A 20,454-nucleotide genomic window follows, 5' to 3' on the forward strand; every position below is an offset into this window, starting at 1 on the left:
ATTCTCTACTCCCCCTTAGTCTGCGTAAATATCTTCGAAAGCTGATTCGAGTGGAGGGAATGGGCTTTCTTCCGCAAATTTCACTGAAGCTTCAACTGCTTCTTTTACTTCTTCTTGGATCTGATCCAATTCTTCTGCGCTCGCAATCTCATTTTCAAGGAGATACTTGCGAAGGTTTTCGATTGGATCTTTCTTCTTCCATTCTTCTACTTCTTCACGGGTCCGGTATTTACCAGGGTCAGATGAAGAGTGACCGAGCCAACGATAAGTGACACTTTCAATCAAGACAGGTCCTTTACCAGAGCGGACGTGTTCAACAGCTTTTTGGAATCCTTCATAGACATCGATAACGTTGTTCCCATCAGGAATAAACATACCAGGAATGCCATATGCAGCACTACGTTCGTGGATATGCTGGATATTGGTCATTTTCTTGATGTCAGCAGAGATTCCATAACCGTTATTGATACAGTAGAAAATTACTGGAAGATTCCAAATAGAAGCCATATTCACCGCTTCGTGGAAGACACCTTCATTGGTTGCACCATCGCCAAAGAAGCAGACGACAATCTTACCAGTCTTTTTCATTTGTTGAGTAAGGGCAGCACCTACTGCAATTCCCATACCACCACCAACGATCCCGTTAGCACCAAGGTTACCAGCATCGAGGTCAGCGATATGCATGGAGCCACCCTTCCCTTTACAAGTACCCGTATACTTACCAAGGATTTCAGCCATCATGCCATTTAAATCGATTCCTTTAGCAATGGCTTGTCCGTGTCCACGGTGGTTAGATGTCAGCAAATCATCGTCGTTTAAAGCCAACATCGCTCCAACGTTAGCCGCTTCTTCCCCAACAGAAAAGTGCGTCATTCCTGGCACTTTCCCTTTTTTTACTAACTGTGCAATTTTTAAGTCCATGCGACGGATTTCTTCCATTTTACGGAACATTTCCAATAAGAGACTTTTATCTAATGTTGCCATCATTTCGCCTTTCTTAGCATTTATTCATTCTCTTTCATTCTAGCCAAAAATGAAAGCACTGTCAAAAATAATGCTCAAATGATTTCACAAACTATATACCTTGGAGGAAGGTTTTATAAGCATTTTCAACTTAAAATAAACTATTTCACAAACTTTTCTTTCATGAGATTGCATTAAAATATAAAAAACCGATAGGATCCTATCCTACCGGTCGTTATCTTATGATTGGCGTTGACCAAAGTCATGAATCATTTGTTCTAATACTTCACGACTAGGCGTTGTTAACATGTAAAGGTAATCACCTTGAAGCTCAGCAAAGGCTGCAGGCATATCTTTCTTGACACGGAATTGATCATGGTATTTAGCCAAAACTTCTTCTTCTGACAGAGCATAGGCTGCATTGGCACGACGAGAAGTTGCCAAGCAATAAAGGGGTTCAAACTCAGAAGCCGGGAAGGGTTCCCCTGCTACGATGGCAGCATAGCCACGGTACAAATCAATCGAGTGAGCGTAGTTGTAGACGTCGATGGTAAAGCCACCTGCAGGGCGATTATTGTACTCGATCGCAATATATTCATCCCCATCGCGGAAGAACTCAATGTGGAAGAAACGTTCCTTCATACCAAAGGCTTTGACAATCGCTTCCCCGTATTGACGCAATTTTGGATCCATCTCTTTAAGAACATAATAAGAGTTGTCCATCTTGTAGAGCATCAAATCGAGTGGCGTATAAGCATAGTCAAATGTAGTTGAAAAAACAATGTTGCCGTCACGATCCACTAGACCATCAAAGGTACAAATCTCACTAGAAGTGACGAATTTCTCAAAGAAATACTCAGTATTGCCATCCCATTCTGCCTTGAAATGGTCCACATCTTCTGGCGTTTCGATCTTGAAGGTTGCTGCTGCTCCTACCCCATTGTCAGGCTTAGCAATCAATGGTAACCCAATCTTCTTCACGGCCTTATCAATGTCTTTTTCTGTTTTAACCACAGCACCCGGAACGACTGGGACTCCAGCCTTCTTGAAGAGTTTCTTCATTTCGGATTTGAACTTGGTTTTCTTCAGATCTTTTGGCTTAGCCCCGAAGACATTGAATTGCTCCCGAAGCGCCGCATCCAATTCCAACCAGTATTCATTGTGGGATTCGATACGGTCGATTGGACCATGTTTGTAAAAGAGAAAGGCTACCGCACGCTTCACTTCATCCAGATTTTCCAAATTTTCAACACGGAAATATTCTGTTAAGCTGTTGCGCAAAGACTCATCTAACTGTTCATATGGCTCTTGACCAATTCCCAAGACAGTGATCCCTTTATTAGCCAACTCGATTGTAAATTGTTGGAAGTTTTGTGGGTAATATGGTGAAATAACGATATAATTCATTGAGGTCTCCTCCCTTTTTACTTATAGATACATTTGGCCTAGGAAATATGGCATTTGTTTGCGCCACCATTCCCAATCGTGGGCGACATCATGCCCCCATTCAGCGAACCATGCAGGAATATTTTTGTGATCAAAGGCTTCTTTCAGTTTGTAGAAAGATGGAAGTCCATCTTGTTCCCAAGCCCCTAAACCAGTACAAACAACGATTTCAGCCTGACGGTAACGATCGATAAACCAGCCATCGTTTTGGTTCCAAATATAATCAGATGGCGAGTTTTGGTAAATTGCTTCATCGCCTCCAAAGTCACCAACAAAGAAACGAGCGTCATAGACACCACTCAAGGCAATCACTTTGTTAAAGACATCTGGATGTTGCAAGAAGAAGTTGAGCGCGTGGTAGGCTCCCATAGAGCAACCAGTTGTCATCATCGGATCAAACCAGCCTGTTTTGTGTTTGATAAAAGGAATGGCTTCTTCAATCACATAGCGTTCATAAGCTCGGTGCATTTCTGCTCGATCGTGAGGATTCTTCCAATTACAAAGCCAGCTATCACTATCCACACTCGAAAGGGTAAAGAATTGAACCCGTCCTTCTTCGATAAATTGAGCACAAGCATCAATCATACCAAAGTCATAGTACTCGTTATGGCTGCCACCTGAGGAGGCAAAGACCACAACAGGAATTCCTGCATGTCCATAGCGGTTCAGATACATTTCACGGTTGAGTTGGCCACTCCAGTGGCTTAAATGTTCAATATTCATAAGTTCCCTCTTTCCTTTATTTCTTCAATTTACAGTCTATTAATCCCATTTTTCTGCCAAAAAGCGAAGGCATTCTGGTAAATGTTCGGCCCATGCTTCTTCGTGGTGAATAGCCCCAGATTGAATCCGAATGGCAATATTTTCCAAAGCCCCCCCTTGTTGAATGACGTCGTGATAGTAACGAAGGGATGAATCGATATAGGCTTGCTTGATGTTTCCTGCCATCAAAGTTTTATCCGTATCATCCGCCTCTTCAGTCCCCACATAAATGTATATCCGTTGGTCTGAGTATAATTTTTTACGTTCAATATAATGATTGAAGGCATCTTGGTGCAACCAGTTAGCGGAGGAGAAGACTCCCAGACAACCGATTTGATCTTGGTACTCTAAACCCAAAAATTGGGTAATATTCCCACCCAAGGAAGATCCAATCATGGCCGTATGTTCTCTGTCAGCAAGAGTCCGGTATTCTTGGTCAATGAAAGGTTTGACCACTTCCATAACGAACTCTCCGTACTCAACGCCCTTGCCACCAAATTGCATTCCGGGAATATTGGACTCCTTGTACTTCCATGCAGAATATTCGTTCATACGTTGGAAACCGTCGTTATCAATCGCAACGACAATCATTCGGCTAATATCAGGATTCCGCTTAATGGCTGGAATCACCTTCCAGGAATGACCTGCAAAAGCTTCCTTGCTATAGAGAACATTCTGGCCATCATGAAAATAGACAACAGGATAGCGTCGATCGGTATCTGTTTCATAATTCTTAGGTAATAAGACTCTCACACGACGGAGTTTTCCGGTATAAGGCACTTTCAACTCGTGTGTCTTCATATCTAAATAAAAATAGGATTTGTTCATTGTCAGAAAACTCTCTATATTCTAAATTTTATTCATTATACCATTTTTAGAAGAAAAAGTCTGGATTTTCTCCAAACTTTTTCACTTCATATACTATTTTTCCATAAATTGGGCCAAATCTTCTAAAGAACGTTCGGCAATTTTTTCATAGCGTTCTTTCTTATCTCGAATACGTGGTCCTTCTAGCTCCTTGATAATTCCAAAGTTGACATTCATGGGTTGGAAGTGCTTGCTGTCGGCATGGGTGATATAGTGAGCCAGACTTCCGATAGCTGTTGTTTCAGGGAACACAGCTGCTTCTTCACCTTTAAAGAGACGAGCTGCATTAATCCCGGCAACTAATCCTGAAGCTGCCGACTCGACATAGCCTTCTACCCCTGTCATTTGCCCTGCAAAGAAGAGGTTTGGTTGTTTCTTAGAACGGTAGGTTTGCTCGAGGAGATTTGGCGAGTCCATGTAAGAATTGCGGTGCATGACGCCGTAACGAACGAACTCCGCATTTTCTAAACCAGGGATCATTTGGAAGACCCGCTTTTGCTCACCCCATTTAAGGTGAGTTTGGAAGCCAACGATATTGTAGAGGCTAGCCGCCGCATTGTCTTGGCGAAGCTGAACGACTGCGTAAGGCGTCTTAAACTCCCCATCACGAGGTCCTTTGTAATCATCCGGATACTCGAGTCCAACTGGCTTCATAGGACCATAGAGCATGGTTTTAACGCCTCGTTTAGCCATGACTTCAATTGGCATACAACCTTCGAAATACTTTTCTTTTTCAAAAGAGTTGAGCGGGGCTTCTTCTGCATTGACCAAGGCCTCGTGAAAATCCATAAATTCTTGTTTGGTCATTGGGCAGTTGAGATAGGCCGCTTCTCCCTTGTCATAACGAGACTTGAGGTAAACCTTGTTCATATCGACAGTATTGACATCGATAATAGGAGCTGCTGCATCATAGAAATAGAAACCATCGCCACCATTAAGGGCATGGATCTTTTCCGCCAAGGCATCGCTGGTTAGAGGCCCTGTTGCGACCACTGTGATGGCATCTGTCGGCAATTCCGTAATTTCATCGCGAATGACTTCAATGAGCGGGTGTTGGGACACCTTCTCCGTCACTCGACTAGCAAAACCTTCTCGGTCCACAGCAAGTGCTCCACCGGCTGGTACACGAGTCGCTTCCGCTGCTTCAAGGATGACAGAACCCAGACGGCGCATTTCTTCTTTGAGGAGCCCGACAGCATTGGTGAGAGAATCCCCACGAAGAGAGTTGGAACAAACTAGCTCAGCAAAGTTGTCTGTTTTATGTTGCGGAGTAGATTTGACTCCCCGCATTTCATAAAGCTTGACCGGAATTCCCTGTTGGGCAATCTGGTAAGCTGCTTCTGAGCCTGCAAGGCCCGCGCCGATCACATTGATATAAGATTGAGACATGACACTAATACCTCTTTGGGTATCAAAACACCTCACTGAACTGTTAGACACCCACAAATCTTTCTAATTTTCTACTTGGTCCATTATACCAAAAAGCCAAGTAAAAAGACAGGGAGGCTTTTCCTTCCTGTCTAGACTTTAACTAATTATTTTCTTATAAACACAACCAAGCTCCTAAGAGGGCAGATAGGATACTGAACAAGGACCCGATCAAGTAATACTCCGCAAAGGCTGGATTCTCCGAAATTTTATTATAGCGGGCGATGGATTTGACTGTAAATACTAGGCCGATAGAAGCAAATTGCCCATAGACCAGACAGGCACCAATCACCAAACGCTCTAAAAAGCCAATCATGGAACCAGCCCCAGTGATCGTATCCATTTTCTTCTTGCTGGTGGGTTGATACTTGGCAAACAGAATTTTAAAGGCAATATTGCTCGGTTTCCCAACTAGGAGGACATAAAAGATTAGATTTAAAGTGTCCAGAGGCAGATAGGTCGAACCATTATTCGCTCCTAAAAGGACTAGACACGTCAAGATGCCAATATGCAAGACTTGATCCAAGGCAAAAGTCCATGCTTTTGGTAATTTCAATTGCTTCTGCACGATCGGTTTTAAGAAATCTATTCCAGCATGAGTTAGTAAAATGACCAAGCAAATCCACCACAAGTCCAGATGACAGAGGGAAACCACAATCAGAGGCAGAGCTACATATAGAATGTGAAGCCCTAGCACCTTCTTATCCTGATCCTTACGATCCGCCATCTTTTGGCTTTGAAAATAATAATCTGATAGTAAATGACAAATCAACAAGAGAATCAAGTATGGATTCACTACGATACTAGACAATCCGCTCATCTTTCTCTCCTTTCACTGTGCTTTGTATACTAGCCAGGGCAGCTGCTCTCCCCCGTAAATAAACACGGACACTGCTACTCTTCAACCGTTTAGAGAGAGCACTTGGGTTGATAGCTAGTGATTGAGCCAAATCCTGCTGACTAAAGGACTCGCTATATACGGATCTCTTTAGAAGATTGAGCAAGATCTCCTCCTGACTATCCCGCCAACCTGAACGAATGGCTTCTCCAGAAGCGATGAGGGAGTTTACAAAAAAGTCTTGGTTTTCCTTCCCGCTTGAAAAATAAATCTGTGTATTGCCATAGTCATTTTTCTGATGAACCAGATTAATAGCTGCACGCGCATTCCAATAGGCTGGTCCATCTGCACCGATACTTTGCAGGGGATCGATATCCGTTACAATCTCCCCGAGGCCAATACCAAAACGAAGTTGTGTAGGGGTTAGTTCTGAACGTAAGGTATCGATGATTTGAAAAACTGGAGCATCCACTTTCAAAAGTGCTTGAAACTCATCACCCAAAGTTAAGGTAAAAGCCGATGCTAGGCAGTCTTTAAAAAGCTCATTGATCTTTTGAAGCGTATTTTCTAACTGTTTTTGCAGGTCAAAACGTTCTTGAACCATTTTGGAATCAATGACATCTGCAATCAAAGCAAGATACATAAGCCCACCTCCTTGTGTCTATTATAACGAAAAAAAACAAAAATGTCTATTATAACAGACATTTATAAAAATTGCCGTTATAATAGACATTAAATCATTTAAAAGATTATTTCACTTTTTCTTCTTCGTAGTCCCCATTGCTACAAACGACTTGTTTGCCACCGCCACGGACTTTCTTCTCAACTAAGTAATGACCACATTTTGGACAGTCACGGCCGATTGGCTTGTCCCAAGAAGTGAATTCACAGTCTGGATAGCGATTACAGCCATAGAAAATACGATTTCGTTTGGTTTTACGCTCGATGATTTGTCCCTGATGACAGTTTGGACATTCCACCCCGATTTCTTTGACAATCGCTTGGGTATGGCGACAATCTGGGAAATTACTACAAGCATAGAACTTACCAAAACGTCCTAATTTAATCACCATCGGGCTGCCACAGACTTCACAATCAAAACCAGCTGGTTCGTCTTTGATTTGGATTTTTTCCATCTCTTCTTCAGCCTTCGCGACTTCTTTAGAGAATGGTTTGTAGAAGGCATCAATGACTTTTTGCCACTCTTCTTTTCCGAGTTCGACATCATCGAGTTTCCCTTCCATCTCCGCTGTGAAGGTCACATTGACAATATCTGGGAAAAATTCAACAATCAGTTTATTAACGATCTCCCCTAATTCCGTTGGTTCAAAGCGTTTGGCTACCAGCTTCACATAATAGCGTTTTTGAATGGTCTCAATCGTCGGAGCATAGGTTGAAGGGCGACCAACCCCATTTTCTTCCAAGGTCTTAATCAAAGTTGCTTCAGAATATCGAGCAGGTGGTTGGGTAAAGTGTTGCTCAGGCTTGCTATTGACTTGCTTAACGCTATCGCCTTCTACCATATCCGGCAACATCTTGTTCTTATCTGAGTCGTTATAAATAGCCAAATAACCATCAAACTTCACCTGGCTCCCATTTGCCGTATACTGAACCCCATTTTGACCTAAACGGACATTCATGGTATCAAAGACAGCTGCTGTCATTTGACTAGCTACAAAGCGGTTCCAAATTAAGGTGTAGAGTTTTAATTGGTCTTTGTCTAAGTATTTAGCAATGCTCTCAGGAGTATTGAAGACGCTGGATGGACGAATCGCTTCGTGGGCATCTTGGGCACCAGAAGCATTCTTCACTCGGCTTCCATGCTTGGAATATTTCTCACCGAAGCGATCCACGATAAAGTTCGCTGCCTCATTTTGCGCAACTGGACTGATCCGTGTGGAATCGGTACGCATATAAGTAATCAAACCTTGAACACCAGAGCCAATATTGATTCCTTCATACAACTGCTGGGCGACCATCATGGTCTTACGTGTACGGAAGTTGATCTTATTGGCAGCATCCATCTGCATAGAAGAGGTGGTGTATGGAAGTGGCGCATTCCGACGACGTTCTTTCTTTTCCACCTTTTCAACGGTAAAATCTTTGCCATCTAAGCGTTCAAGAACAGCTTTCACCTCTTCATTGGTGTTGAGCTTCATCTTCTTGCCATCAATCCCATAGAAGCTGGCTTGGAATTGCTTGGTCCCTTTTTTAAAGACACCATCAATGGTCCAGTATTCTTCCGGCTTGAAATCATTAATCTCATTTTCACGATCAATGATTAATTTGAGGGCAACTGATTGCACGCGCCCTGCAGAAAGTCCTTTTTTAACCTTTTTCCAAAGAATAGGTGAAATCGAATACCCTACAATCCGGTCCAAGACCCGACGTGCTTGTTGGGCATCAACCAAATCCATATCGATTTGACGCGGTTCTTTAAAGGCATTTTTAACTGCATCCTTAGTGATTTCATTAAAGACCACACGGTTCTTTTCCTTAGCATCCAAGTTCAAAATATGAGCCAAATGCCAAGAAATAGCTTCTCCTTCTCGGTCCGGGTCACTTGCGAGAAAGACTTGTTTGGCTTTTTTAGCTTCTTTTTTCAAATCATTAATCAAGGGACCTTTTCCGCGAATATTGATATATTCCGGTTCATAGTTATTGTCGAAGTCAATTGACATGGTTGATTTTTTCAGGTCCCGAATATGACCAACACTGGCCATGACTTTATAGTTACGACCAAGGTATTTCTCGATTGTTTTCGCCTTAGCAGGAGACTCCACAATCACCAAATTTTTCTTGGTTGTACTGCTTTTCTTTTTTGTTACCACGTTTTATCCCTCTGTATTGTATAAATCTCATTGAGTTTAATACATTTTAAGAAAGATGTCAACTAGGAACTTCTCCTATAGGAAAATCACAATTCGTATTTCAATTCATCAAGAATGTCCTGGCCTGATGTGACAAGCTTTGCGCCTTCTTGAATCAGGTGATGGCAACCTGCAGATTTTCCATCTAAAATATTTCCTGGGATCGCAAAAACATCGCGTCCTTCCTCCATGGCACGCTCACAAGTAATCAAACTACCTGAACGAAGTCGTGCCTCTACCACAATCACAGCCTGACAGATTCCCGCAATGATGCGATTTCTCTCAGGAAAATGAAACTTCAGCGGCCCTTGACCTGGGCCATATTCGCTCAAGACAAGATGATGCTCGCCCATGTGCATCTGTAGTCTTTGGTTACTCTTGGGATAAAAAACATCCAGCCCCGTTCCTATCACTCCGATGGTCTTGCCACCATTTCGGATACTGGCATAATGAGCTGTCGCATCAATCCCCTTTGCAAGCCCACTGACGATGACCAGTTCATTCCCAAGTTCCTTAATAATCTTCTCTACAGAACGAACCCCTTCTCGCGTCGTCTCACGAGCTCCAACGACTGCAATCTTCGGTCTGGTTAACAGTTGCAAATCCCCTTGGTAAAAAAGGAGTACAGGAGGATTGTAGATCTGTAGCAATTCCTCAGGGTATTCAGGATCAAAAATGGATAGAGATGGGAACCGTTCAAACTCCTTGTGTAAATGGTCTTCATCCAGTTGCCGGTATTTGTCTACAAAATGGATGATACTGCGACAGCGAGCGATTTTTGCTATCTCTTCTAAGCTTGGTAAGGCTTGGTCTTTTCTACAGTAGACCAAAACTCTCAAGACTTGCTCATTTGATAAACCGGCTTCTTTTAATTTAAAGATTTCAAATTTCTCCATGGTCACCTTCTACTTCCTCTCACTTATTTATTCGAAAAAGAAAAGAAAAAAGCTCTATTTCTAGAACTTTTTTTGATGTGTCGAAGAATAAAAGTAAGATGCAGCACCAATCAAGTTGCTTTCATTGTGGAAGCGAGCCGCTTGAATGGGCAAGGCCTCAAATTGTTTATACCCTTTTTGAGAGAGCAGGTCATGGTATTGTCGACTGATCTCATCGATCAGTAGTGGTTGACCACTAATGCCCCCTCCAATCGTCACCTTTTCAAGCAAGAGCAAAGATTGAAGATTAAAAATCAGAATAGCAATATCATGACAATACTCCTGAAACAAGGATGTCAGCTCCTCGTTGCCCTCTTGATCAAGAGCTTTGAAAACAGCTATACCATCTGCCTTTTCTAACTTTAAGATGTGACTAGCTTTCTCAACAAATTGAACAGCTGAACCTGTGTTTTCCAAAAGATTGGAGATGCCTTGCAAAAAGAGTTCGCGATGAAAGCGGCAATTTTCTGGTGTTCTTTCTGCCTTATCAATAGACCGAATGTATTCTGTCAGTTGCCATCCTCTCAATAGGTCACCATTAGAAAGAAGAGCAAGGCCAACTCCTGTCCCTAGGACCAAGGTTGCACCACATGGACAATCTTTTAGATTGCCAAGCCTTGCTTCCGCTAGACCAGCGGCTTCTCCATCATTGAGAACAGTGACTAACACTTGAAATGTTTGTTGCAATCTACTAGCTAGAGGAATGCCTCGCAAATATGGAATGAGACCACCTCGAAAGACAAAGCCAAGGCTCTTTTGGATCTCACCAGGGCATGAAATGGCGATCCCCTCGATTTCTTCCCGTACTGGAGCAATGATTTCTTCTAATCCTTGCCAAAACTCCTCAATCGTAGATGGTGTTGGGATCTTCTCTGTATGAACTAATTGATAGTCCGCATCCATCAGACCATACTTTATAAAGGTTCCTCCGATATCGATGGTAAATAGCATGACCTAATCCTCACACATTGATTTGACGGGTTCAAATGAACGCCGATGGATAGGCGTCACTCCCAGTTGGTCGAGGCCAGCCAGATGGTTTGCCGTCCCATAGCCAGCGTTCTGCGCAAAATCATAGCCAGGATATTTTCGATCAAACTCTTCCATCATCTGATCCCGAGTCACCTTGGCTACGATGGATGCTGCAGCAATGGATAAGGAGTTAGCATCCCCTTTGATGATACTAGTTTGGGAAATAGGAAGATCCAACTTCATGGCATCAATCAAAAGATGCTGGGGTTGAGGATCTAGCTGACCAATGGCCTCCATCATGGCTAGCTTCGTAGCTTCATAGATATTAACCTGATCAATCACTTGATTGTCCTTGACGCCGATTCCGATCGCAATGGCATTTTGGAGCACAGCCTCATAGATTTCCTTGTGTTTGGATTTTGGAATCTTTTTACTATCGTTGAGTCCTGGAATCTTACAAGCTTTCGGCAAGATCACGGCAGCTGCAACAACTGGTCCCGCTAATGGGCCACGTCCCACTTCATCCACTCCTGCAATGAGCTCCATCCCACGCGCATAGCATTCTTTTTCATAGGCCAGCATTCCTTCCAAGCGCTCATCTTCATTTATCCGTTTTTGGATTTCTCTTTTTCGCTTTGCGATCGCTTGGATCACACCAGATCGATCATCCTTTTCCAATTCAGCCAATAAAGGGTCATCTAACCTCTGGATGTTTGCTAATTGTTCTTTAATTTCCTTAATGGTTGCCATCAATTTCCCCTACGCGATCCAACGTATACCGTCCCAATTTCCCATCGCGAACATCTTTGACAAAGAGTTGGTAAAAACGATCGTAATCTTCGCGAAATCCTAATTTCTGGGTCATATCCATAATGATTTCAGGAGCTTCTTGTTCCAGATCCATTTGTTTAAAACGTTCCTGCAAAACAGCTGGATAGTGCTCTTTGAAATAGTTAAGGCCAAAGATGGTCACTTCATCCATTGGAAGCAACTGATCCTTTATCGCTCCTGTTAAGGCAAGCTTTAAAGCCACTTCTTCATCTTCAAACTTAGGCCAGAGAATCCCTGGGGTATCCAAAATTTCAAGGTCTTTATTGGTTTTCAACCATTGTTGTCCCTTGGTCACCCCTGGTTTATTTCCAACGACAGCAATCTTTTTCCCTGCTAAGCGGTTCATCAAAGTTGATTTCCCAGCATTAGGAATCCCGATGATCATGGTCCGAAGGGTTTCAATCTGAATTCCCCGTTCCTTTTGACGAGCAATTTTATCAGCCATCAAGCTCTTAGCAGCATCTGTTACTTTTTTGACTGTTGACTGCTCTTTGGAGTTAATAGCCAAGGTTTTGATCCCTTGTGCCTCAAAATACTCCTGCCATTCTTTTGTTGCAACAGGATCTGCCAGGTCTACCTTGTTCAAAATCATTAATTTAGGCTTATCACCAACAATTTTGGTTAACATAGGATTTTGGCTTGATAGGGGCAAACGAGCATCTACCAGAACCGTCACAAAATCCACAAATTTTAAATTTTCTTGTACTTGTCTTCTAGCTTTGGACATGTGTCCAGGAAACCATTGAATAGTTGCCATGTTCTCCATTCCTTTCCAGTTCAATCTCTTCTATTATACCATGTTTTCTAAAATCACTGTGATTAATAAAAATACTAAAAAAGAAGCTACCTAGGTAACTTCTTTTTTATATTCTAGCGAATTTGCTCAAAATGCAAATGCACGGCGATATGATCACCATAGCCACTCCGTTCCAAATCACGTTGCAAGCGATAAGAAATGTAGTGTTCTGCAATGGTAATATAACCTGCTCCCAGCAAGCGTTGTTCCACTAATGATTGGATCATACTGATGGTTGCGCGTTCTACTTGAGCTTCATCCAAATCCATAGCAACTTTCTTGGTCACTTGAGCTAGGTTTTGTCGCAAATCATCTGTCAAAACATAGACAACTTGCGCAGCTTTCAAAATAGCTTGGTAAATTTTATCTGGGTTGAATTCAACAACTTCTCCACTACGTTTAATGACTTCCATCGGAGTCTCCTTTATGTTTAAATTTTCATGAATACTCCATTTCCCTTAGAAAGAAATGAAGACCTACTACTTTATTATATAATTTTTTTACAAAGAATCAAAGGTCTTTCAAAAAATAGATTCATTGATTGGGAAGTTAAGTTATTTTTATTCAAACATATTTTCTACAATAAAATATTAGTAATCTGGTCTTAAAACTCCCGTAATGATCTCTTTAGTAGCATGGTAATCCCCATCTACTACAACCTTGATGATACGTTTCGCTTCTTCTGCCGGTGCTGGCACCAATGGCAAACGAGTTGGCCCTGCGTCAAAGCCCATATAGTTTAAGACAGCTTTGACAGGAGCTGGACTCGGATATGAGAAGAGAGCATTGACTTTAGGGATAAATTGACGTTGGATAGCCGCAGCCTTTTTAATATCGTTGTGTTCAATCGCTTGGAACATCTCATGCATTTCATCTCCATTTGTATGAGAAGCCACTGAGATCACTCCATCAGCCCCAAGGTTCATCGCATGGAAAGCATCTCCATCTTCCCCTGTATAGACGAGAAATTCTTCTGGCTTGTGTTCAATCAAATAGGCCATATTAGCAAGAGTTGTACACTCTTTGACCCCAATGATATTTGGGTGTTCTGCCAAACGAAGCATGGTTTCAGGCGTCATTTCCACAACCACGCGCCCTGGAATATTGTAGATAATAATCGGAAGATTGGATGCATCTGCAATCGCTTTAAAGTGTTGATACATGCCTTCTTGGGATGGTTTGTTGTAGTATGGGACGATAGCCAATCCTGCTGCAAAGCCACCAAAAGCATCCACTTCTTTAACGAACTCAATCGAGTCGCGGGTTTCATTGGTTCCGACACCAGCGATCAAAGGAACTCTACCATTGACAATCTTTTGAACGGCCGCAAAGAGTTGCAATTCCTCATCGTGGGTCAGAGTTGGACTTTCTGCAGTCGTTCCAGCTAAGAGAATCCCATCTGTATGATGTGCCAAGAGGTGCTCGATCAAGGCAGGAAGAGCATCAAAATTAATGGTTCCATCTTCATGGAAGGGGGTGATAAATGCGGTGATGATTTTACAATCTTTTAAATCATTATAAGACATAGAAAAACCTTTCTCTATATAAGAAAGAGGCTGGGGTCTGCTTGCCTTTGCCTCATGATCTGTTCATAAAAACAAGTTGATTCGCTTAAAAGCTACGGAAGAAATCAAACTCTTCGAGTTACTGACTTCTGTTTTTCTCCCTATTTCAATTCAAACTTCAACTCAGCTGTTGGACGTACAAGTCCACGTTCGTGAAGAGTTTCTGCGATTTGGACTGAGTTCCAAGCAGCTCCTTTAAGGAGGTTATCTGAAACAACCCACATGTGGATTCCTTTTTCAGCATCCAAGTCTTTACGAATCCGTCCGACGAATGTATCGCGTGAACCTACCGCATTAACCGCTTGTGGGTAAATTTGGTGAGCGACATCGTCTTCAAGGACGGCACCTGGGAAGGCAGCAATCACAGCTTTCACTTCGTCAATTGGTGCCACTTCTTTTGTTTCGATGTAGACTGACTCTGAGTGAGCTGACAAGACTGGAATCCGCACACAAGTTGCTGAAACGGCAATGCTATCATCTTCCATGATTTTCTTGGTTTCATTTGTCATCTTCATTTCTTCGTATGTGTAGTCATTATCTGTGAAGACATCGATTTGTGGAAGAGCGTTGAAAGCAATTGGGTAATGTTTTTTATCACCACCACATGGCAAGATTTCCGCTTTGACATCGCGTGGGTTGACTCCGTCATTCAAGACTTCCTTCAACTCACGTTGGGTTTCAAGAATAGCTCCCATACCAGCACCTGAAACAGCTTGGTAAGTAGACACGATGATACGGTCCAAGCCCCATTTTTGACGGACTGGTTCAAGCGCTACCATCATTTGGATGGTTGAACAGTTTGGACAAGAGATGATTCCGTTGTGAGCATCAAGAGCATGTGCATTGACTTCAGGAACTACCAATGGGACATCCGGATTTTGACGGAAATAAGAAGTGTTATCAACCACTACTGCGCCTGCTTTCACCGCATAAGGTGCATATTTGGCAGATGTTGAACCACCAGCTGAGAAAAGAGCAATATCAACGCCTTCAAAAGCATCTTCAGTCGTTTCCTCAATGGTCACGTCTTGCCCTTTAAATTGCAAGACTTTTCCTGCAGAACGTGCTGACGCAAGGTAGCGAATTTTATCGATTGGAAGAGTAGATTCTTCCAACATTTTGATCATTTGAACACCAACGGCACCTGTAGCACCGACAACAGCAACTGTGTATCCCATAGTAAATCCTCTTTCAAAATTTTCTAAAAATTGAGTATTTGTACTATTATACAATTTTTTGGCATAAATGAAAAGTACCAACAGTAGGAAAAAATCCTGATTCTAAGACCAGGATTCTTGATGGTTATTTATCATAAATAGCTCTTTAGTTCAGGTCATAGTTCAAGTCGCTTAAATCTTTCTTACCTTGTGTTTCTTCAGCAAGGAATGGAACTTGATGGATCCCCTTTACACCTGCTACGATAGACGCTGGAAAGGAAACAATTTCTTGATTGATGTGGCTGACATTACTGTTGACAATTCGCTTCGCTGCAGCAAGATCTTCATTTTCGTCAGCAATTTCCTTTTGCAAGGCCAAGAATTGGTTAGAAGACAAGAGCTCTGGATAGTTTTCACCGACTGCACGAATTTGTGCCAAGACATCATTTTGATTGGTAATAACTTGGTTAGATTCTTGTATAGTCGCTCCTTGGCGTAAAGCAACTAAATCAGTAAAAATCTGTTGCTCGTGTTTGGCATAGGCTTTCGCTACTTTTAGCATTTCCGAAATGGTATCATAGCGTTTTACGAGAACGATATCAACGGTTCTCTTTGATTCTTCAATGGTTACTAGATAGCGATTGAGGCGATTTCCTACACTAATAAACCAAATGGCCAATAGGGCAACAAATAATAGAATGATTCCAATAATGAGGTTCATGATGCTTCTCCTTCAAAAATTGCTGTTATTTCCTTAATTAAAGCTAGTTCTTTGCATAATTTATGATATTCAGATACCAAAGATAGTTGATCAATATCTTCCGGTTTTTGGGGCGTCGGAAAGATATAGCGATCGGTATACAAAGAAATAAATAGTTTCTTGTCTTTCAAAAATACACACATGACATTTTGAGAAATTTGTCGATCAAACCATTCCAACATCTTAGGGGTGAGAAATTTACGGGCAGACAGTTCATCCGTGCAGTAAATATTGTAATTCTCGTTATTGCGAATATCCTCGGTTTCAATCTGAACTTCATCTCCTCTGGCTCCAGGATAAACCCCATTCACCTCCCTCTTAAAAAGAAAGGATTTCTTGGTTGGCACAACTCGAAGATGACCTGAGAAATTGATCGGTAGATGTAAAGAGAACACTTGTCCAAGGAAATCTGTAACTTCCACATGTTCCGTCCTCGTATGACCATTAGATGTCCGGTAACGAGTCTCCGTATGATGGGCATAGAGATTTGACACTGTCAGCTCTTTGTCATCATGAAATGATAGCTCTTTGAAACATAGAAAATCAGTCGACCGAGGACATAAATGCGAGAGAGCTTCAGAAGGGATGGAACCGTCCTCTTTGATCGAAGCTCGAGGAAAAACTTCCTTTAATACAGGCGAAAGGATATCATCAAGATAGATCTCATCGTTCGAACGAATTCGATCCCCAAACAAGGCTTTTCGTTTTTTATATTGTGGCCAATAATACAAACCAACAACTAAAAGGATCAAAGGAATAGCTGCAAAACGCAATAAAATGAGAGACAATATGGCGCAAATAATACCAAAGGATCGCAAAACATTCCACTGAAGATTGTTCTTCATCTGTTCTCGGATCAATCCGATGGCATCCTGAAATTGTTTGGAGTTTTCAAGCTCTTCAATTTTCTGCGAATAGTCTGTAGATGCTGAATCATTAGAATGATAGAAATCTCCCAATCAACTCCACTCCTTTCTGACCTAGGCACTTTACTATATTATAACACCAACATAACTTTGTAGCAAATGTATTATAATAGTTTTGGACCTTTGAAGACACAAAAAAATCCTGATCCGAAGACCAGGATTTGAGGCACCTTTCGGTGAGAACAGCCGGTTCACACAACTGTTCAAGGTCCGCTCCTGCGTTACAATTGAATGTAGACCTCCTCAGCGCAAAAGGCTCCTAAGAGCCAATCGACTCATCGCATAAATCTAGTTTACCATGAACATCCACAAACTGTCAAGAAGGTAGGTACTTGCTTCCTTCTCGAATACTCAAAGGAGATAACTGCTCTCGATAGCGGTCGATAAAGGCCCCTACCCAATCCGGATTAACCTTGGAATAATTGCGTAAACTCCAGCCGATTGCCTTATTTATAAAGAACTCGCTTTGACCTAGATTATTGAGGATCACTTTTTCTAACAAATCCGTATCTGTTTTTTCTTTCCTCATAAGCTGGTGATCAATGGCAATCCGCCTCAACCAAAAGTCCTGATCCTTACTCCAATCTAGCATAACCTGCTTGGTTTCTGGATAGTGAAAAGTAATCTCTCCGATGATAAGGTCCAATTGATCTATACTGTCCCACCATGATTTGGTTTGAGCCAATTCCTTTAGCTTTGGAAAATCTTCAGGTCTAAGCTCCTTCTTCTTTTTATCCAGATAAACCATAGCAATATATTGGAACTCACGGTACGGTTGCTGCCAACACTCTTCCACAAAAGCCCAATCAATTGGATCCTTTATGAAAGGCTTAAAAAAATCTCTTTCAATCTTTTTGAGAATTGGTTTTTGAACGCCAAGAAAGCTGAATTTATTTTTCATATAAGCTTCCATTGCTGGGACTTTCTCTGGATCAGCTTGGTCTTCTAACAATTTCAAAAGAATTTTTGTATCCATATGATTCCTCCTTTTTTACATCAAAGGTCCAATCAGAGAAAAAAGATAACCGCCCAGACGATGAGCCATAGGCATTTTAGATAAACTTTCAAGAGTGACTTCCTCTGAGAGAGCCTGGGTTTTCTCAAAATCTTCTTCAATCTTTAGCACTTCCAGAGTTTTGTAGAGATAGACCCCATCTTCAAAATTTTGATAAAGACTTCGGTAGTCTGTATTAATGGTTCCTACCACAGCTTGTTGGCTATCAGAAACATAAACTTTAGCATGGACAAAACCTGGGGTATAACGGAAAATACGGACGCCAGCATCCAAGAGCACTTTAAAATAGGTCGTCGCAATATCAAAGGCATATTGTTTATCTGGAATCCCTGGCATAATGATCCGAACATCTACTCCGCGTTTGGCCGCGAAAGTCATAGCTCTAACCAATTCGTCATCCAAGATCAAATAAGGGGTCATGATGTGAACATAATCGGTCGATGTATTCAGTAAATGAAGATAAACATCCTCAGCCACTTTGTGATAGGTCAATGGTGAATTGCCATAAGGGAGTACAAAGCCCTGACTCTTTCTTTGTTGAGTTTTTTCTTGTAGATAGCGCTCCATATCCCTTTTATCTTCTATTCCAGTCACTGTCCACATGGTCAAAAAGAGAGCTTTTAGCGTTTGAACTGCTGAACCATCTAATCGAAGGGCCGTATCCTTCCAATGACCAAAGCGTTCTCGTTTATTGACATACTCATCAGCGATATTAACGCCACCAGTATAAGCAAATTGACCATCAATCACTGTAATCTTTCGATGGTCTCGGTAATTGTAATAGGTTGATAGAATAGGCTTGACTGGTGAGAAGGCCTGAGCTTTAATGCCAACCTTGTGCAAGCGCTCGATATAATCGTAGGACAAGGTAGTCATCTCATTCATCCCATCAAACATGACACGAACATCCAGACCTGCCTTGGCCTTCTCCTCCAAAATGGCTAAAATCTCGCCCCACATGATCCCTTCGTCAATAATGAAATATTCCATAAAGATATAACGCTCCGCCTTTTTCAAATCCTCCAACAAGGCTGGTAGCATGTCATCTCCAAGTGGAAAATAGGTGACCTCTGTGTCTCTGTAGATAGGAAACTGGGCTGGACTATGCTCCAGAAAATAAGCTAATTTCTGTAATTGGCGATCACTTTGGGATAAATAATCAGCAACTTCTGGATCGGTGCTTAGATAATCGGATGCCTGCACTGTAGCATCCTCAAGCCGCTTCTTCAAGCGTCTCACACCCAACTCAGCTAACGAAAAGTAAAGCAGAGCCGTCCCAAAAATTGGAAAGAGGGCAATGATAATCACCCAGGACAGTTTGGAACGAGAATCCATGGAACGATTGAGCAAGTAAAAGAAGGTAAAGACACTCAACAAGTGTTCCCATAAGATAATGGATGGGAAATGCTCTTGTAGACTGAGATATGAAAAGACAAGAAAGGCCAATTCCAGTAAGAAGAACAGAAGAATGGGAACCTTTCGGTTAAGTAGAATTTTGGCCCATCTGGAGGGCTTTTGAGGTAACAGCCTAGCACTTTGTTCTTGAGTCATATAGACTCCTTTCATGTAGGGGAGACCATCACAACTTTCGGTCTCCTTCAGTAATTTTATTAGTATCGTTTTAGCCTATGAAAAAGGTAGGGATAATTAGCTATTGTGATTTACAAATGTCGTGAATTCTACTTTATTTTCCTAACAGGGCCGTCTATGGTCTTTTGCATCCAGACGATATCATGCCATTTGTTAAACTTATAGCCAATCTTTGGGAAATAAGCGACTTGAACATAGCCCCGCTTTTCATGCATAGCTATACTAGCATCGTTCGGCACTGCGATACAAGCCAGAAAGCGCAAGTAGCCTCGTGCTTGTAACTCTTCTTCTAAGGCCGTATAAAGGGCCGATCCAATCCCTTGTCCACGCGCTTCTTTTGCTACATAAATAGATAATTCAGTTGTCCAATCATAGGCAGCGCGTGCATAATAGGTCGAGGCATAGGCATACCCCACAACTTTCCCACCCACTTCTGCGACCAAATAGGGAAATTGAATCAGCGTTTTTGTGATGCGACTTTCAAATTCCTGGACACTTGGCACATCGAGCTCAAAGGTAATGGCTGTCTCTGTCACATAAGGTTGGTAAATCGCTCGGATAGTCGCTGCATCGCTGAGCTGAACGGGTCGAATCATCATGGTGGCCTCCTCATTAGATTATACCTAGTATACCGATCTGCCTTCTCACTGTCAATGAAGAGAGGCAATGATCTAATAGTTTCTTTTTTTGCAAAAGGATTTATATAGAAAAGAGGTTGAGAAATCCAGTCTCA

General features: G+C 42.0%; 20 protein-coding genes. All 20 read right to left on the reverse strand.

Annotation, left to right across the window (positions count from 1 at the left end; genetic code table 11):
- Nucleotides 1–15 precede the first annotated feature (15 nt).
- Nucleotides 16–984, reverse strand: a complete 969-nt coding sequence (locus HMPREF2893_RS02135; protein WP_003014979.1) for a thiamine pyrophosphate-dependent dehydrogenase E1 component subunit alpha — start codon at nucleotides 982–984, stop codon at nucleotides 16–18.
- A 219-nt stretch (nucleotides 985–1,203) separates the two neighbouring features.
- Nucleotides 1,204–2,370: an ATP-grasp domain-containing protein gene (locus HMPREF2893_RS02140; protein WP_070673952.1), complete on the reverse strand. Its 1,167-nt coding sequence runs from the start codon at nucleotides 2,368–2,370 to the stop codon at nucleotides 1,204–1,206.
- Between the two features lie 21 nt (nucleotides 2,371–2,391).
- Nucleotides 2,392–3,132, reverse strand: a complete 741-nt coding sequence (locus HMPREF2893_RS02145; RefSeq protein ID WP_003010966.1) for an esterase family protein — start codon at nucleotides 3,130–3,132, stop codon at nucleotides 2,392–2,394.
- A 39-nt stretch (nucleotides 3,133–3,171) separates the two neighbouring features.
- A complete protein-coding gene (locus tag HMPREF2893_RS02150; protein WP_070588980.1) occupies nucleotides 3,172–3,999 on the reverse strand; it encodes an alpha/beta hydrolase in 828 nt (275 codons plus the stop codon).
- A gap of 93 nt (nucleotides 4,000–4,092) precedes the next feature.
- Nucleotides 4,093–5,427, reverse strand: a complete 1,335-nt coding sequence (gene trmFO, locus HMPREF2893_RS02155) for a methylenetetrahydrofolate--tRNA-(uracil(54)-C(5))-methyltransferase (FADH(2)-oxidizing) TrmFO (RefSeq protein WP_024055751.1) — start codon at nucleotides 5,425–5,427, stop codon at nucleotides 4,093–4,095.
- 154 nt (nucleotides 5,428–5,581) lie between these two features.
- Nucleotides 5,582–6,286, reverse strand: a complete 705-nt coding sequence (locus HMPREF2893_RS02160; protein ID WP_070673953.1) for a DUF3307 domain-containing protein — start codon at nucleotides 6,284–6,286, stop codon at nucleotides 5,582–5,584.
- A complete protein-coding gene (locus HMPREF2893_RS02165; RefSeq protein WP_070673954.1) occupies nucleotides 6,270–6,947 on the reverse strand; it encodes a SatD family protein in 678 nt (225 codons plus the stop codon). The genes HMPREF2893_RS02160 and HMPREF2893_RS02165 overlap by 17 nt, the downstream gene beginning before the upstream one ends.
- A 106-nt stretch (nucleotides 6,948–7,053) precedes the next feature.
- Nucleotides 7,054–9,135 carry a type I DNA topoisomerase gene (topA, locus tag HMPREF2893_RS02170; RefSeq protein ID WP_070673955.1) on the reverse strand — a complete coding sequence of 694 codons (2,082 nt, stop codon included), beginning with the start codon at nucleotides 9,133–9,135 and terminating at the stop codon, nucleotides 7,054–7,056.
- An 86-nt stretch (nucleotides 9,136–9,221) separates the two neighbouring features.
- Nucleotides 9,222–10,070 carry a DNA-processing protein DprA gene (gene dprA / locus HMPREF2893_RS02175; protein ID WP_070673956.1) on the reverse strand — a complete coding sequence of 283 codons (849 nt, stop codon included), beginning with the start codon at nucleotides 10,068–10,070 and terminating at the stop codon, nucleotides 9,222–9,224.
- Nucleotides 10,071–10,130: 60 nt separating this feature from the next.
- Nucleotides 10,131–11,060 carry an ROK family protein gene (locus HMPREF2893_RS02180; protein WP_070673957.1) on the reverse strand — a complete coding sequence of 310 codons (930 nt, stop codon included), beginning with the start codon at nucleotides 11,058–11,060 and terminating at the stop codon, nucleotides 10,131–10,133.
- A gap of 3 nt (nucleotides 11,061–11,063) precedes the next feature.
- Nucleotides 11,064–11,831, reverse strand: coding sequence for a ribonuclease HII (locus HMPREF2893_RS02185; RefSeq protein WP_070673958.1), 768 nt, complete (start codon nucleotides 11,829–11,831; stop codon nucleotides 11,064–11,066).
- Nucleotides 11,818–12,669 carry a ribosome biogenesis GTPase YlqF gene (gene ylqF / locus HMPREF2893_RS02190; RefSeq protein ID WP_070673959.1) on the reverse strand — a complete coding sequence of 284 codons (852 nt, stop codon included), beginning with the start codon at nucleotides 12,667–12,669 and terminating at the stop codon, nucleotides 11,818–11,820. Before ylqF ends, HMPREF2893_RS02185 begins: the two co-directional genes overlap by 14 nt.
- Nucleotides 12,670–12,782: 113 nt before the next feature.
- Complete coding sequence (locus tag HMPREF2893_RS02195; RefSeq protein ID WP_003001449.1) at nucleotides 12,783–13,121, reverse strand: ATP cone domain-containing protein; 339 nt, start codon at nucleotides 13,119–13,121, stop codon at nucleotides 12,783–12,785.
- A gap of 177 nt (nucleotides 13,122–13,298) precedes the next feature.
- Entirely contained in the window at nucleotides 13,299–14,234 is a 936-nt protein-coding gene (gene dapA, locus HMPREF2893_RS02200) for a 4-hydroxy-tetrahydrodipicolinate synthase (RefSeq protein ID WP_070673960.1), read from the reverse strand.
- A gap of 140 nt (nucleotides 14,235–14,374) precedes the next feature.
- Nucleotides 14,375–15,451: an aspartate-semialdehyde dehydrogenase gene (locus tag HMPREF2893_RS02205; RefSeq protein ID WP_070673961.1), complete on the reverse strand. Its 1,077-nt coding sequence runs from the start codon at nucleotides 15,449–15,451 to the stop codon at nucleotides 14,375–14,377.
- A gap of 145 nt (nucleotides 15,452–15,596) precedes the next feature.
- The gene (locus HMPREF2893_RS02210; protein WP_070673962.1) at nucleotides 15,597–16,151 is read right to left on the reverse strand and encodes a LemA family protein; all 555 of its coding nucleotides are present in this window, start codon (nucleotides 16,149–16,151) and stop codon (nucleotides 15,597–15,599) included.
- On the reverse strand, nucleotides 16,148–17,149 hold the full coding sequence (locus HMPREF2893_RS02215) for a DUF3137 domain-containing protein (protein ID WP_070673963.1): 1,002 nt from the start codon (nucleotides 17,147–17,149) through the stop codon (nucleotides 16,148–16,150). Before HMPREF2893_RS02215 ends, HMPREF2893_RS02210 begins: the two co-directional genes overlap by 4 nt.
- Before the next feature lie 283 nt (nucleotides 17,150–17,432).
- On the reverse strand, nucleotides 17,433–18,092 hold the full coding sequence (locus tag HMPREF2893_RS02220; protein WP_070673964.1) for a DNA alkylation repair protein: 660 nt from the start codon (nucleotides 18,090–18,092) through the stop codon (nucleotides 17,433–17,435).
- Nucleotides 18,093–18,107: 15 nt separating this feature from the next.
- Nucleotides 18,108–19,682: a cardiolipin synthase gene (gene cls, locus HMPREF2893_RS02225; protein ID WP_070673994.1), complete on the reverse strand. Its 1,575-nt coding sequence runs from the start codon at nucleotides 19,680–19,682 to the stop codon at nucleotides 18,108–18,110.
- 128 nt (nucleotides 19,683–19,810) lie between these two features.
- Nucleotides 19,811–20,320 carry a GNAT family N-acetyltransferase gene (locus HMPREF2893_RS02230; protein WP_070673965.1) on the reverse strand — a complete coding sequence of 170 codons (510 nt, stop codon included), beginning with the start codon at nucleotides 20,318–20,320 and terminating at the stop codon, nucleotides 19,811–19,813.
- Nucleotides 20,321–20,454 lie beyond the last annotated feature (134 nt).

Source organism: Streptococcus sp. HMSC072C09, from assembly GCF_001813105.1.
Taxonomy (GTDB): domain Bacteria; phylum Bacillota; class Bacilli; order Lactobacillales; family Streptococcaceae; genus Streptococcus.

Bases quoted from the DNA above. Each gene is read 5' to 3' on its own strand.
- HMPREF2893_RS02140 (WP_070673952.1), bottom strand. From the start codon at position 2,370: ATGAATTATATCGTTATTTCACCATATTACCCACAAAACTTCCAACAA.
- dprA (WP_070673956.1), bottom strand. From the start codon at position 10,070: ATGGAGAAATTTGAAATCTTTAAATTAAAAGAAGCCGGTTTATCAAAT.
- HMPREF2893_RS02165 (WP_070673954.1), bottom strand. From the start codon at position 6,947: ATGTATCTTGCTTTGATTGCAGATGTCATTGATTCCAAAATGGTTCAA.
- HMPREF2893_RS02180 (WP_070673957.1), bottom strand. From the start codon at position 11,060: ATGCTATTTACCATCGATATCGGAGGAACCTTTATAAAGTATGGTCTG.
- HMPREF2893_RS02135 (WP_003014979.1), bottom strand. From the start codon at position 984: ATGGCAACATTAGATAAAAGTCTCTTATTGGAAATGTTCCGTAAAATG.
- HMPREF2893_RS02210 (WP_070673962.1), bottom strand. From the start codon at position 16,151: ATGAACCTCATTATTGGAATCATTCTATTATTTGTTGCCCTATTGGCC.
- trmFO (WP_024055751.1), bottom strand. From the start codon at position 5,427: ATGTCTCAATCTTATATCAATGTGATCGGCGCGGGCCTTGCAGGCTCA.
- HMPREF2893_RS02230 (WP_070673965.1), bottom strand. From the start codon at position 20,320: ATGATGATTCGACCCGTTCAGCTCAGCGATGCAGCGACTATCCGAGCG.
- HMPREF2893_RS02205 (WP_070673961.1), bottom strand. From the start codon at position 15,451: ATGGGATACACAGTTGCTGTTGTCGGTGCTACAGGTGCCGTTGGTGTT.
- HMPREF2893_RS02195 (WP_003001449.1), bottom strand. From the start codon at position 13,121: ATGGAAGTCATTAAACGTAGTGGAGAAGTTGTTGAATTCAACCCAGAT.
- dapA (WP_070673960.1), bottom strand. From the start codon at position 14,234: ATGTCTTATAATGATTTAAAAGATTGTAAAATCATCACCGCATTTATC.
- HMPREF2893_RS02160 (WP_070673953.1), bottom strand. From the start codon at position 6,286: ATGAGCGGATTGTCTAGTATCGTAGTGAATCCATACTTGATTCTCTTG.
- HMPREF2893_RS02185 (WP_070673958.1), bottom strand. From the start codon at position 11,831: ATGGCAACCATTAAGGAAATTAAAGAACAATTAGCAAACATCCAGAGG.
- HMPREF2893_RS02150 (WP_070588980.1), bottom strand. From the start codon at position 3,999: ATGAACAAATCCTATTTTTATTTAGATATGAAGACACACGAGTTGAAA.
- HMPREF2893_RS02220 (WP_070673964.1), bottom strand. From the start codon at position 18,092: ATGGATACAAAAATTCTTTTGAAATTGTTAGAAGACCAAGCTGATCCA.
- HMPREF2893_RS02145 (WP_003010966.1), bottom strand. From the start codon at position 3,132: ATGAATATTGAACATTTAAGCCACTGGAGTGGCCAACTCAACCGTGAA.
- ylqF (WP_070673959.1), bottom strand. From the start codon at position 12,669: ATGGCAACTATTCAATGGTTTCCTGGACACATGTCCAAAGCTAGAAGA.
- cls (WP_070673994.1), bottom strand. From the start codon at position 19,682: ATGACTCAAGAACAAAGTGCTAGGCTGTTACCTCAAAAGCCCTCCAGA.